Here is a 13,027-nt window from a genome sequence, read left to right as displayed (position 1 = left end):
TTGAATGATTTCGGCCGCACCGGGGCCGGTCGCTGTCCAGCAGCGGGCTTCCCGGAGCGAAAGCGATTGGACTTCAGCGTCTTGATCCAGGTCATATCGTGCCGGCCGAAGGCTTCCTATCGTGGCACAGAGCATCGGGAGGCCCGGGGAGGGGCCGCCGGCGCTTCGTATCGCGACGGCGATCGCGCATCGCATCGGAAGGAGGAGTCGACGTCGCATCTGCGGCGCCGACGCGGAGGACGCCATGATGGGGACGCCATGACGGGGACACAATGACCGGGCCGACCGGCCGCACGCCCCTTTCCGAGGAGGCGCTGCGTCCCGCCGTGTCGCGGGCGGACTTCGACTTCGACACCACCGAAAGCCTGCCGGAGCCCACGGGCTGGCTCGGACAGGACCGCGCCGTCGACACGCTGCACATGGCGGCGACGATCCCGCATTCCGACTTCAACGCCTTCGTGCTCGGGCGTCCCGGCAGCGGCCGTCATGCCATCACCCGCGAGATTCTGGGGCAGGCGGCGGCAGCCCGCCCGCGCCCCCGCGACTGGGTCTATGTCAACAACTTCGAAGCGCCGCACAAGCCGACCGCCATCGACCTGCCGCCCGGGCGGGCCGTCGCCCTGCGCCGTGCGATGGAAACGCTCGTCGACGATCTGGCGAACGAGATCCCGGCGCTGTTTGAGTCCGAGGACTATCAGGCGCGCCGGCGCGCCATCGAGGAAACCTTCTCGCAAGCCCATGAAGAGGCGATGGGCGCGGTTTTCAAGAAGGCGCGGGCGCGCAACGTGGCCATTCTGCGCACCCCGATGGGCTTCACCTTCGCCGCGCTGAAGGACGGCGAGGTGCTGTCGCAAGAGGCCTACCGCGCGCTTGACGATGCGGAGCAGGCCGCCTTCGAGGCGGCGATGGAGGAAACGCAGAAGGAACTGTCGGAAGCGCTGCAGTCGGTGCCCGGCCAGCAGAAGGAGCATCGCCGCCAGGTCGAGGAACTGAACCAGTCGCTGGCGCGCGAGGGCGTGGACGCGGCGATTGCCGGGGTCAGCCAGGCCTTTGCCGGCCACGAAAAGGTCGAGGCCTATCTCGAGGCGGTGCGCCGGGATCTGATCGACAACGCCGAACTGTTCCTGATGCGTGAGGACGGCGCGGAGGCCGGCACCTTCCCGGTCGCCAACACCCGGCATTTCGCCAAGCCGCAGTTCCAGCGCTACACGGTCAATGTGATGGTTTCCCACGATGGGGCCGGGGGCGAGGGGGTGGGCGAGGGCGCGCCGGTTGTGGCCGAGGACCTGCCGACGCTCGCCAATCTGATCGGGCGGATCGAATATGCCTCGCAGATGGGCGCGCTGGTCACCAATTTCACGATGATCCGGCCCGGCGCGCTGCATCGCGCCAACGGCGGCTATCTGATCCTGGATGCCCGGCAGGTGCTGCTGGAACCGATGGCCTGGGACGCGCTCAAGCGCTGCCTGCGCAGCGGCGAGATCGCGATCTTTTCTCCGGGCGAGCGGCTGAGCCTGATCTCGACCGTGTCGCTCGATCCCGACCCGGTGCCGCTGCGGACCCGCGTGGTGCTGATCGGGGAGCGGCTGCACTACTATCTTCTGTCGGCGCTCGATCCCGATTTTCCGCATCTGTTCAAGCTGGCCGCCGACTTCAGCGACCGTCTGGCGCTCGATGCCAGCGCGAAGGCCGGCTATGCCCGCCTGATCGGCGATCTGGCGCGACAGGCGAAGACCCGCGCGCTGGACGCGGGCGCGGTGCTGCGGCTCTTCCAGGAAAGCGTCCGGGCGACGGGCGACGCGGAGCGGCTGACGCTCAACACCGACCATCTGTCGGATCTGGTGCGCGAGGCCGACTATTGGGCCGACCAGCGCTCGGCCGCGACCATCGGCGCGCGGGACATCGACACGGTCGTCGCCGAGCGCGAGCGGCGCGCCGGCCGGTTGCGGGATCTCGATCAGGAGATGATCACCCGCGACACGGTGCTGATCGACACGGACGGGCAGCATACGGGTCAGATCAACGCCTTGTCCGTGCTGCAGATCGGGGGATTTGCCTTCGGCCGGCCGTCCCGCCTGACCGCGCGCACGCGGCCCGGGAGCGGCAAGGTGGTCGACATCGAGCGCGAGACCGATCTCGGTGGCCCGCTGCATTCCAAGGGCATCCTGATCCTGCAGGGCTATCTCGCCGCGACCTATGCCACCAAGGCGCCCATGTCCTTGTGGGCGAGCCTCGTCTTCGAGCAAAGCTACGGCGGCGTCGACGGCGACAGCGCCTCGGCCGCCGAGCTCGTCGCGCTCCTGTCGTCGCTGGCCGAGGCGCCGATCGACCAGTCGCTGGCGATCACCGGCTCGGTCAATCAGTTCGGCGACATCCAGGCGATCGGCGGGGTGAACGAGAAGATCGAAGGCTTCTTCGACATCTGCGCCGCGCGCGGTCTGACCGGGCGGCAGGGGGTGCTGATCCCGGCGGCCAACGTCAAGAACCTGTGCCTGCGCGAAAGGGTGGTTGAGGCGGTCGCGGCAGGCGACTTCCGGATCGTGCCCCTCACCACGATCGACGACGCGCTGGAGGAACTGACCGGCTGTCCCGCGGGCGTGCGCGGCGACGACGGGACCTATCCGCCCGGCAGCGTCAACCGCCGGGTGGAGGAGCGGTTGACAGGGTTTGCCGACATTCGCAGGCGGTTTGCCGGGGAGGGGCGTCATGACGGACGACAGGGCGCATCCTGAGGCAGGTGCCGGAGGGTCGGCGGCGCGCCTGCGCGTGGTGGTCGCCGCGAGTTGCCATGCCGACGCCGAAGCCGCTCTGGCGCTCGCCGCCGCGCTCGCCCGCATGACGGGCGCGGAGTTGCAGGGCGTTCTGGTGCGCGATCAGGCGGTTCTCGATGCGGCGACGCATCCCGGCGCGCGTCTTCTGGGCTATGGCGGCCGCCCCGTGCCCCGGATGAGCGGCGCGGCCATGCTGCGCGCCTTCGAGGCGGACGCCCGCCGCTTCGAGCGCGATCTCGCCCGCCTGTCCCAACCTGCACCGGCCGACGCGGTGCGCATCCTGACCGGGCGGCTTCCCGACGCCATGCGCACGGCGGCCGCGGCCGGGGATTTCGCGGTTCTCGGCTTCCGGCATCTGAGATACCATGGACGACAGGATGCGGCGCGCGCCGGGGCCGACCTCGTTCTGGCGCTGGGCGCCGGCATTGATCCGCCGGCCTTCGCGGCCGACCTCGCGCGCGCGCTCGGCAGGCACCTGATCGTGCTGGCGGCGGCCGGCGAGGAGGCGCGGGTCGCCGCCTGGTTCGATGCGCGCCCCGGGCCGCGTCCCGACATTCGCGCCTATCGCGGCGCGCAGGGACTGGTCGCCGCGCTCGACCGGCTCGGCCCGGAAGGCGTCGTGCTCGCGACGGAAGAGCGCGATCCGCGCGTCCTGGACCGTCTCGTCGAAGCGGCCAGATGCCCGGTGATCCTGCGCGTTCCGGCGGCCGGTTGAGCGGAGGTTCCGCTACAAATCTCCCGTGGGCGATGACGCGTAGACGCGAATAAAACACACGCAACGGGAGGATGACATGGCGAGCACAGCCGCTCCGGGCTTTGGCGCGCAGATCCGCAGGTCGCCCTTTTTCGACGCGACCCTGCGCTGGGGCGCCAGGGGTTTCTCGGTCTACAATCACATGTATATTCCGCGCGACTTCGGAGATCCGGTCGCCAATTTTCACGCCCTCGTCCATGACGCGATCCTGTGCGACGTCGCCGTCGAGCGTCAGGTCGAGATTTCAGGGCCCGATGCGGCGCGCTTCGTGCAGATGCTGACGCCGCGCAACCTTTCGCGGCTTTCGGTCGGGCAGTGCAAATACGTGCTGATCACCGGTCCCGACGGCGGGATCCTCAACGATCCCGTCCTGCTGCGTCTCGGCGAGGAGCGCTTCTGGCTGTCGCTCTCCGACAGCGATATCCTGCTGTGGGCGCAGGGGCTTGCGGTCCATGCCGGCATGGACGTGCACATCCACGAACCCGACGTCTCGCCCCTGCAACTGCAGGGCCCGAAATCGGCGGCCGTGCTGCGCGCGCTGTTCGGCGACCGGCTCAAGGATCTGAAGTACTTCGGGCTGCGCGAGGTCGATCTGGACGGCATCCCCCTGGTGGTCTCGCGCACCGGCTGGTCGAACGAGCTCGGCTACGAGCTCTATCTGTGCGATGGCAGCAAGGGCGATGCGCTTTGGGAAAAGATCATGGCCGCCGGTCAGCCGCTCGGTCTCCGGCCCGGCCATACCTCCGCGATCCGCCGGATCGAGGCGGGGATGCTCTCCTATCGCGCGGACATGGACATGACCACCAATCCGTTCGAACTCGGGCTCGACCGGCTGGTCGATCTCGACATGGAGGCGCCCTTCATCGGCAAGGCGGCCTTGCGGCGGATCAGGGCAGAGGGCGTGCGCCGCCGACAGGTCGGGCTGGAGATCGACGGGCCTCCGCTTCCGGGCCCGAACACCACCTTCTGGCAGGTTCGATCCGACGGAGACCCGGTCGGTACGCTGACCTCGGCGGTTCACTCGCCGCGCCTTGAGAAGAACATCGCGCTGGCGCTGGTCGGCACGGCGCACGCGGCGCTCGGAACGCGTCTGGAGGTCGCGATGCCGGACGGCGTGCGCGGGGCAAGCGTTGTCCCGAAGCCGTTCTACGATCCGAAGACGGACAGCCCGACGGGACACGCCTGACGTCGAGACCCGCTCGCCTGCGCCCCGCCGCACCTGCTTCCCCTGGCCCGGGGTTTTGTCCGGGCCGGGGGATTTGTTTCAGGGTTTGCAGGCGTTTACGGCGCGTTTTGCCATGACGGTGATGAGGTGGGCGCGGTAGTCGGCGGAGCCGTGGATGTCGGCGAGCAGGCCGTTTGCGTCGGTGGTCACGCCGGCGATGGCGTCGGGTGAGAAGTCGGCCTCAAGGGCTGTTTCCAGGCCTGTGTGGCGGAAGACGCCGTCGGCGCCGGCGCCCGTCACCGCGACGCGCACGCCCGCGTCGGTCCTCGCCACGAAGACGCCGACCATGGCGTAGCGCGAGGCGGGGTTGGGGTATTTGGCGTAGGCGCAAGTTGTGGCGGCCGGGATCTCCACCGCGGTGACGATCTCGGTGTCGTCGAGCGCGGTCTCGAACAGGCCGGTGAAGAAGTCCTCGGCCGCGATCTGGCGCCTGTCGGTGTGGATCGTCGCGCCGAGCGCAAGGGCGGCGGCGGGATAGTCGGCGGCCGGGTCGTTGTTGGCGAGCGAGCCGCCGATCGTTCCCATGTGGCGCACATGCGGATCGCCGATGTGGCCGGCAAGGCTTGCGAGCCCCGGCAGCAGACGCTGGACGATCTGCGAGGTGGCCACCTCGGCATGGGTCGTCGCCGCGCCGATGCGCACCCCGCCCGCGCCGGTCTCGGCAATGCCGGCCATGTCGGCGATGTGGCGCACGTCGATCACATGGGAGGGCGCGGCAAGCCGCTGCTTCATCGTCGGCAGCAGCGTCTGCCCGCCGGCCAGGATCTTGCCCTCGTCGCTGGCCGCAAGCTTCGCCGCCGCGTCGGCCACGCTCGTCGCCCGGTGGTAGCTGGTCTCATACATCCTCGGGTCTCCTCACCCTGATCCCGTCTTCGCCGGATGGCCCGTCTCCCGTGAGGCTTGCCCTGTGAGCCTTCCTCAATGGGGCTTGCCGGACCGACCGGCACATCATCCGTGCTGTCGTCGTGGCGCTCCTCCCCGCGACCGACCCGGGCCGGCCGCGGGGGCTTGAGCGCCTTACTCGGCCGCCTGCGCGGCCTGCGCGCCCTGGAGCGCGCGCCACACGTTGGCGGGTGTGGCCGGCATCTCCAGCGCGTTGGTGCCGATCGCGTCGGTGATCGCGTTGATCACCGCCGGCGGCGAGCCGATGGCCCCGGCCTCGCCGCAGCCCTTCATGCCCAGCGGATTGCCCGGGCATTCCGTCACCGTCGTCATCAGCCGGTAGGACGGCACGTCGTCGGCGCGCGGCATGCAATAGTCCATGTAGGAGGCCGACAGCAGCTGCCCGTCCGCGTCATAGGCCGCGTTCTCGTAAAGCGCCTGGCCGATGCCCTGCGTCAGCCCGCCGTGCACCTGACCCTCCACGATCATCGGGTTGATGATCGTGCCGAAGTCGTCGGCCGCCACGAAGTCCACGATCTCCGTCTTGCCGGTCTCCGGATCCACCTCCACCTCGCAGATGTAGGTCCCGGAGGGGAAGGTGAAGTTGGTGGGATCGTAGAAGGCCCCCTCCTTCAGCCCCGGCTCCATGCCGTCGGGCATGTTGTGTGCCGTATAGGCGGCCAGCGCCACCTGGAAGAAGGGCAGCTCCTTGTCCGTGCCCGCCACCTTGAAGGTGCCGCCCTCCAGCGTGATGTCGCCTTCCGACGCCTCCATCAGATGGGCGGCGAGCTTCTTCGCCTTGGCCTCCACCTTGTCGAGCGCCCGCGAGATCGCCGACATGCCGACCGCGCCCGAGCGCGAGCCGTAGGTGCCCATGCCGAACTGCACCTTGTCGGTGTCGCCATGCACGATCGACACCGTGTCGAGCCCGACACCCAACCGCTCCGCCACCAACTGGGCGAAGGTCGTCTCGTGCCCCTGGCCGTGGCTGTGCGAGCCGGTCAGAACCTCGATGGTGCCGACCGGATTGACCCGCACCTCCGCCGATTCCCACAGGCCGACGCCGGCGCCGAGCGAGCCGACGGCCTGCGAGGGCGCGATGCCGCAGGCCTCGATGTAGCAGGAGAAGCCGAGACCCCTCAGCTTGCCGCGCCGCGCGGCCTCCGCCTTGCGCGCCGCGAAGCCGTCGTAGTCGATGGCCTTGAGTGCCGCGTCCAGCGAGGCGTCGTAGTCGCCCGCGTCGTAGCACATGATCACCGGGGTCTGATGCGGGAAGGCGCGCACGAAGTTCTTGCGCCGGAACGCGGCCGGGTCCACCCCCAGTTCGCGCGCCGCCGTCTCCATCATGCGTTCCACCAGATAGGTCGCCTCCGGCCGGCCCGCGCCGCGATAGGCGTCCACCGGCGTGGTGTTGGTGTAGACCGTCTTCACGTTCGCATGGATCGCCGGGATGTCGTATTGGCCCGACAGCAGCGTGGCGTAGAGATAGGTCGGCACCGAGGAGGAGAACAGCGACATATAGGCGCCGAGGTTCGCCACCGTCTTGACCCGCAAGCCGGTGATCCGGTTGTCGGCGTCGAGCGCCATCTCGGCCTGCGAATGATGGTCGCGGCCATGGGCGTCGGTGAGGAAGGCCTCCGTGCGGTCGCAGGTCCATTTGACCGGCACGCCCGTCTTCTTCGAGGCCCACAGGCAGACCATCTCTTCCGGGTAGATGTAGATCTTGGAGCCGAAGCCGCCGCCGACATCCGGCGCGATCACCCGGAGCTTGTGCTCCGGCGCGATGTTGTAGAAGGCCGAGAGCACCAGCCGCGCCACATGCGGGTTCTGCGAGGTGGTCCACAGCGTGTAGTGCTCTTCCGCCGCGTCGTAGGAGGCAAGCGCCGCGCGCGGCTCCATCGGGTTGGGCACCAGACGGTTGTTGCGGATCTCCATCTTCGTCACATGCGCGGCCGCGGCGAAGGCCGCGTCGACCGCCGCCGCGTCGCCGATCTCCCAGTCGAAGATCAGGTTGCCCGGCGCCTCCTCGTGCAGCTGCGGCGCGCCCGGCTCGAGCGCGTCCAGCGCATCGACCACCGCCGGCAGCGGGTCGTAGTCGACGACCACCGCGTCGGCCGCGTCGCGCGCCTGCGTGCGCGTCTCGGCGACGACCACCGCCACCGCCTGGCCGACATGGCGCACGGTCTCGCCCTCCAGCGCCCGCCAGGCGCCCATCTTCATCGGCGTGCCGTCCTTGGAGTGGATCATCCAGCCGCAGATCAGGTTGCCGACCCCGTCGGCGACCAGTTCCTCGCCGGTCAGAACCGCGATCACGCCGGGCATGGCGCGCGCGGCCTCCGCGTCGATGCCCCGCACCTTCGCATGGGCGTGCGGCGAGCGCACGAAGGCGGCATGGCACATGCCCGCCACCGCCATGTCGTCCGTGTAGCGCCCCTTGCCGGTGATGAAGCGCTTGTCCTCGCGCCGCTTCACCGGCGCGCCGATGCCTTCCGTCGATCCTGCCATTGCATCCTCCCTCAAGGGTCCTGACCGGCTCCGGGGCGCAGCATCGCGTCCTCCGTCTCCGGCGTGCCTGTTTGGCTCACCTGTCCGGCTCGCCTGTGTGGCGTGCCTGTGTGGCTCACCTGTGTGGCGTCTCCGCCTGCGGCCCTCGCGCCCCCCGGCGCGCGCCGCCGTCTCCTCCCGCCGCGCCTCCCCGGAGGCTCCTCCGCAGATGCTCTTCCGAAGAGGCTCTTCCGAAGACGCGCGGGGTTTCCTCCAGGGCCGTCACCGTCCAGGGGCGCCGTCCTCCAACGGCGCTCTCTTGCCGGTATGCCTGCAGCGCGCCCCGTCCGTCCCGGGTTCGTCCGGGCCGTCCCGGCCGGGCGCCGCCGGCCTATTCGGCGGCCGTCTTCATCCCCGCCATGGTCTCGCTCGCCGCCGCGATCGCCTTGACGATGTTGTGGTAGCCGGTGCAGCGGCAGATGTTGCCCTCCAGCTCCGCCCGGATCGTCGCCTCGTCGAGCGGCGCGCCCAGGCGCTCGATCATGTCGACGGCGGCCATGATCATCCCCGGCGTGCAGAAGCCGCATTGCAGGCCGTGATGCTCGCGGAAGGCCGCCTGCACCGGGTGCAGCTCGCCGCCCGACGCCAGACCCTCCACCGTCGTCACCGACGCGCCCGAAGCCTGCGCCGCCAGCATCGTGCAGGCCTTCACCGCCTTGCCGTCCACATGCACCACGCAGGCCCCGCACTGCGAGGTGTCGCAGCCCACATGCGTGCCCGTCAGACCCGCGCCCTCGCGCAGGAACTCCACCAGAAGCGTGCGGTCCTCCACCGTCCTCGACACCGACTTGCCGTTCACCGTCATGGTCACTTCGGCCATGCGCATCCTCCCTCGTTAACCCTCGTTCGGTCTCTCTCGTTCAGGCCCGATATCCGGTCAGGCCCGATATCCGGTCAGGCCGGTCCCGGTCCTCGATCCCCGGCCCATCGCGCTGGCCCGTCGCGCAGGCCCGTCGCGCTGGCCCGTCGCTCCGGTCCTCTGTCCTGCGCTCAGGCCCGGCATGCTTCGCACCCTCGTCCCGTCCACGCGTCGACCCATCCACACTTCAACTCGGTGTCCGACCCGGGACCCGGTGTCCGGCCCGGCCGGCGGCCCGGCGCCCTCGGGGGCAGCGGGAACCGGGGACACGGGGGCACCGGGGACACGGGGGGCACCGGGGCGCGCGACCTCAGCTCAAGAGCGCCAGAAGCGCGATCAGACCGGCCAGCGCGATCAGGCCCCACATCATCGGGCCGCCCAGAAAGCCGCGTTCGGCCGCCTGTTCGACCCGTTCCTCCACCTCATGCGCCGCCTTGCCGAGATCCTCCGCCGCGTGCTCCACACGCTCCTCGACCGCATGCGCCGCCTCCGACACAGACTGCGACACCCGCTCCGTCATGCTCTCCTGCGTTTCGGTCGCGGCCTCGGCCGTGTCGGTCGCGGCCGTCGTCGCAGCGGTCGCGGAAGCCGCCGTCGCCGCGCCATCCCCGGCCGCCGTCTCCCCGGCCGCCGCGCCGTCGCCCTCCACGATCTCCTTGAACGCGCTGAAGAACTCGTCCGCCATCTTGCGCGACGTCGACACGATCAGCCGGCTGCCCAATTGCGCCAGCTTGCCCCCCACCTGCGCATGCACCTTGTAGGTCAGAACCGTCACCGGACCCGCATCGGCGCCTGCACCGGAGCCGGCGTCGCCCGCCTCTTCCGCAGCCTCCTCGGCCAGATGCACGTCCGCCGAGCCCTTGGCAAAGCCCGCGACACCGCCCTTGCCCTCGCCCACGATCGTGTAGCTCTCCGGCGGGTTCAGGTTCTCAAGCGTCACCCCGCCCTTGAACGTCGCCTTCACCGGGCCGATCTTCGCGACAACCGTCGCCGTCATCTCCGTGTCCGAGACCTTCTCCAGATCCTTGCACCCCGGAATACACCGACGCAGAACATCCGCGTCGTTCAACGCATCCCAGACCGCGGCCCGAGCCGCAAAAATCCGGTACTCCCCAACCAAATCCATAAAGCGTCCTCCCTCGCGGACGGGTCCGGCTCCGTCTGGTGCGGCCGTCGCCCCTTCCGCGCGATCCATGAAACGCCATGGGGCGCGGGTCTGTACACTGTACTTTCTGGCAGAGTGCCCGGGGCAGGGGGAGAGAGACGGCCGCCGTTTTGCCGCAGCGGCCGGCGGGCGCGCTTGAAATCGGGGGGCGGACCCCTAGACTGATCCGGTGCCGCAAAGACCCGATCCGAACGGGCGCGCATCGGCACGAGGGAGGAGACCGTGCGGTCGACGGATGGCATCACCGATGCGGGCGGGGCGACCTACGCCTGCGGGGTCACCCATGCGTGCGGGGTCGCTGTGCTGAGCACAGCCGATCCCCGGGACGCGGGCTTCTGGCGCGCGGTCGCCGAGGCGCGCAGGCGCGGCGACGCCGGCTTCGCGCTGGTCTTCTTCTCCGCCAGCCGGATCGCGCCGGACGCCGTGTGCGCGGCCATGGCGGAGGCTTGCGCGGGCCTGCGCTATGCGGCCTGCTCGACGTCGGGCGAGGTCACCCGCGAGGGCCTGTCCGAAGGCAATCTCGTCGTTGTGCTCTTTCCAGCCGACCGGTTTCGCGTCGACGCCCTGCGCCTTGCCGGTATTCGCGGCGCGGGCATGGAGCGGATGGTGCGCGAGGTCGGCGCGGCCAAGCGCGCCTTCCGCCCGGACGCGGAACGCGTCGGCGACGGCAGGGCCTTCGCGCTGTGCCTGATCGACGGGCTGTCCTTCGCGGAGGAAGCCGTGTCGGCCGCCCTGCACTGGGCGCTCGACGACATCCCGCTGCTCGGCGGCTCGGCCGGCGACGACATGCGCTTTTCCGCGACGTCCCTGATCCTCGACGGGGAGATCGCCACCGACTGCGCCCTCGTGCTTCTGGTGGAGACGGACATCCCCTTCCAGGTGTTCAAGACCGACAATTTCGTGCCGACGCCGGCGAAGCTCGTGGTCACGCGCTCCGATCCCTCGCGGCGCGTCGTACATGAGTTCAACGCCGCGCCGGCGGCGGCCGAATACGCCCGGGTGATCGGCATGGACCCGCATGCGCTCTCGCCGATGAGCTTCGCCTCGCATCCGCTCGTGGTGCGGGTTGGCGGCGAATACTATTGCCGCTCCGTGCAGAAGATGAACGCGGACGGGTCGCTGTCGTTCTTCTGCGCGATCGACGACGGCATCGTGATGACGGTCGCCGAGCCCGCCGGCATGACGCGCAGCACGCGCGACGCCTTCGATGCGGTCGACGCGCGGCTCGGCGGAATCGATTTCGTGCTCGGCTTCGATTGCGTGCTGCGCCGGATCGATGCGCGCAACCGGCAGGTGACGCACAGGATTTCGCGGATCTACCGCGAGAACAATGTGGTCGGCTTCTCGACCTACGGCGAGCAATATCTGTCGATGCATCTGAACCAGACCTTCACCGGCATCGCCTTCGGCACCGGGGCCGCCAACGGAGCCGCCACCGGAGCAACTGTGGAGAGGCGCGCATGAGCGGGCTCGACGTCCAGGATCCGGAACGGCTGAAGAAGATCAACGCGGCGCTGATGCACCGGGTAGAACGGGCCATGGATCAGCAGGGCAATGCCTTTTCGCTGTTCCAGACGGCGATCTCGCTGGACTCGGAGGTGCGGCGGCGCACCGACGAACTCACCACCACCCTGCGCAATCTGGAACGCGCCAACGCCGAACTCGCCCGCCAGAAGGAGATCTCCGAGCGCGCGGACGCCTCCAAGACCCGCTTTCTGGCCGCCGCCAGCCACGACGTGCTGCAGCCCCTGCATGCGGCGCAACTCACCATGTCGGCGCTGCACGACCTGCAGGAGAGCGAGCGCGGGCGCGCGATGGTGGCGCAGGTCGAGCGCTCGCTCGACACGATGCATGAGCTTTTGCACACGCTGCTCGACATCTCGCGTCTGGATGCCGGGGTGACCGTGCCCGACTACGCGGCCGTGCCGCTCGCGCCGGTGGTCGCCTCGCTCCTGTCGGACCTGCGGCCCACCGCCGAGGCCAAGGGGTTGCGGCTGCAGACCGCCATCGCCGACGCCCATGTCTGGTCCGACCGCACCATGTTGCGCCGCATCCTGCAGAACCTGATCTCCAACGCCATCCGCTACACCGATCAGGGGGGCGTGCTGATCGGCACCCGGCGGCGCGGCGCGCGGGTGATGATCGAGGTGGTCGACACCGGCTGCGGCATCCCGCTGGCGCAGCACGAGCGGATCTTCGACGAGTTCCATCGCGGCGCCAATCCGGGAAGCGGGAGCGACGGGCAATGCGCGCTCGGGCTCGGCCTGTCCATCGTCAAGCGGCTGGTGGAGGCGCTGGGGCACGATCTTTCGCTGATGTCGGAAGTGGACAAGGGCAGCCGCTTCCGCATTCTCGCGCCCCATTGTCCGCCGCCGGCCGATCCGCCGCAGCGTCCGGCCCCGCCGGCGCGCTCCGGCACGGACGGCGCGCTCAAGGGGCGCCGGGTCCTTTTGGTGGAGAACGACGGCGACGTGATCCGCGCCATGTCGACGCTGCTGGAGACCTGGGGCTGCGTCTTTCGCGTGGCGCGCACGCAGGAGGCGGCGGTCGCGACCCTCGAGGGCGGCGGCTGGGCACCCGATCTGATCATCGCCGATCAGCATCTCGACCGCGGCGATCTCGGCACCCGGGTCGTCCGTGCGGTGTGCGCGCGCCTGACGCGCCGGGTTCCGGCCATCCTGGCGACGGCGGATGCGGCGGAGCCGGTGCTCGCGCAGGCCGCCGCGCTCAAGGCGGAGGTGATGACAAAGCCGGTGAAACCGGCGCAGCTGCGCGCCCTCATGACGCATATGCTGATGGCGCGCGACGACGCGTGAAGGCCGCAAGG

The 13,027-nt window shown here is 69.8% G+C and carries 9 protein-coding genes; 5 read left to right on the top strand and 4 right to left on the bottom strand.

What is annotated here, in order from left to right; all coding sequences use genetic code 11:
* Positions 1 to 272 precede the first annotated feature (272 nt).
* The 3 genes from ABL312_RS13810 to ABL312_RS13800 all read left to right on the top strand — a co-directional run bounded on the left by ABL312_RS13810 (position 273) and on the right by ABL312_RS13800 (position 4,711).
* The gene (locus ABL312_RS13810) at positions 273 to 2,732 is read left to right on the top strand and encodes an AAA family ATPase (protein ID WP_349357974.1); all 2,460 of its coding nucleotides are present in this window, start codon (positions 273 to 275) and stop codon (positions 2,730 to 2,732) included.
* Complete coding sequence (locus ABL312_RS13805) at positions 2,707 to 3,486, top strand: hypothetical protein (RefSeq protein WP_349357973.1); 780 nt, start codon at positions 2,707 to 2,709, stop codon at positions 3,484 to 3,486. The genes ABL312_RS13810 and ABL312_RS13805 overlap by 26 nt, the downstream gene beginning before the upstream one ends.
* 76 nt (positions 3,487 to 3,562) lie before the next feature.
* Entirely contained in the window at positions 3,563 to 4,711 is a 1,149-nt protein-coding gene (locus ABL312_RS13800) for a glycine cleavage T C-terminal barrel domain-containing protein (RefSeq protein ID WP_349357972.1), read from the top strand.
* A gap of 78 nt (positions 4,712 to 4,789) precedes the next feature.
* Here the strand turns inward: ABL312_RS13800 and ABL312_RS13795 are convergent, their stop codons facing one another.
* The 4 genes from ABL312_RS13795 to ABL312_RS13780 all read right to left on the bottom strand — a co-directional run bounded on the left by ABL312_RS13795 (position 4,790) and on the right by ABL312_RS13780 (position 10,161).
* Complete coding sequence (locus ABL312_RS13795) at positions 4,790 to 5,593, bottom strand: xanthine dehydrogenase family protein subunit M (RefSeq protein ID WP_349357971.1); 804 nt, start codon at positions 5,591 to 5,593, stop codon at positions 4,790 to 4,792.
* 174 nt (positions 5,594 to 5,767) lie between these two features.
* Positions 5,768 to 8,137: a xanthine dehydrogenase family protein molybdopterin-binding subunit gene (locus ABL312_RS13790; protein ID WP_349357970.1), complete on the bottom strand. Its 2,370-nt coding sequence runs from the start codon at positions 8,135 to 8,137 to the stop codon at positions 5,768 to 5,770.
* A 370-nt stretch (positions 8,138 to 8,507) separates the two neighbouring features.
* Positions 8,508 to 8,996 (bottom strand): (2Fe-2S)-binding protein, encoded by a 489-nt coding sequence (locus ABL312_RS13785; protein ID WP_349357969.1) that lies wholly within the window; start codon positions 8,994 to 8,996, stop codon positions 8,508 to 8,510.
* 349 nt (positions 8,997 to 9,345) lie between these two features.
* The gene (locus ABL312_RS13780) at positions 9,346 to 10,161 is read right to left on the bottom strand and encodes a carbon monoxide dehydrogenase subunit G (protein ID WP_349357968.1); all 816 of its coding nucleotides are present in this window, start codon (positions 10,159 to 10,161) and stop codon (positions 9,346 to 9,348) included.
* A gap of 261 nt (positions 10,162 to 10,422) precedes the next feature.
* On the opposite strand from ABL312_RS13780, the gene ABL312_RS13775 reads away from it, so the two are divergent.
* Together ABL312_RS13775 and ABL312_RS13770 are read left to right on the top strand one after the other, a co-directional pair.
* A complete protein-coding gene (locus ABL312_RS13775; protein WP_349357967.1) occupies positions 10,423 to 11,664 on the top strand; it encodes an FIST N-terminal domain-containing protein in 1,242 nt (413 codons plus the stop codon).
* Positions 11,661 to 13,016, top strand: coding sequence for a hybrid sensor histidine kinase/response regulator (locus tag ABL312_RS13770; protein WP_349357966.1), 1,356 nt, complete (start codon positions 11,661 to 11,663; stop codon positions 13,014 to 13,016). Before ABL312_RS13775 ends, ABL312_RS13770 begins: the two co-directional genes overlap by 4 nt.
* Positions 13,017 to 13,027: the final 11 nt, after the last annotated feature.

Origin of the sequence: Stappia sp. (genome assembly GCF_040110915.1) — a bacterium.
Taxonomy (GTDB): Bacteria; Pseudomonadota; Alphaproteobacteria; order Rhizobiales; family Stappiaceae; genus Stappia.
Note: the sequence above shows the minus strand (reverse complement) of the source record. Positions and strands in the feature narration are given on the sequence as shown.

Bases quoted from the DNA above. Each gene is read 5' to 3' on its own strand.
- ABL312_RS13780 (WP_349357968.1), bottom strand. From the start codon at position 10,161: ATGGATTTGGTTGGGGAGTACCGGATTTTTGCGGCTCGGGCCGCGGTC.
- ABL312_RS13785 (WP_349357969.1), bottom strand. From the start codon at position 8,996: ATGGCCGAAGTGACCATGACGGTGAACGGCAAGTCGGTGTCGAGGACG.
- ABL312_RS13800 (WP_349357972.1), top strand. From the start codon at position 3,563: ATGGCGAGCACAGCCGCTCCGGGCTTTGGCGCGCAGATCCGCAGGTCG.
- ABL312_RS13810 (WP_349357974.1), top strand. From the start codon at position 273: ATGACCGGGCCGACCGGCCGCACGCCCCTTTCCGAGGAGGCGCTGCGT.
- ABL312_RS13770 (WP_349357966.1), top strand. From the start codon at position 11,661: ATGAGCGGGCTCGACGTCCAGGATCCGGAACGGCTGAAGAAGATCAAC.
- ABL312_RS13795 (WP_349357971.1), bottom strand. From the start codon at position 5,593: ATGTATGAGACCAGCTACCACCGGGCGACGAGCGTGGCCGACGCGGCG.
- ABL312_RS13805 (WP_349357973.1), top strand. From the start codon at position 2,707: ATGACGGACGACAGGGCGCATCCTGAGGCAGGTGCCGGAGGGTCGGCG.
- ABL312_RS13790 (WP_349357970.1), bottom strand. From the start codon at position 8,137: ATGGCAGGATCGACGGAAGGCATCGGCGCGCCGGTGAAGCGGCGCGAG.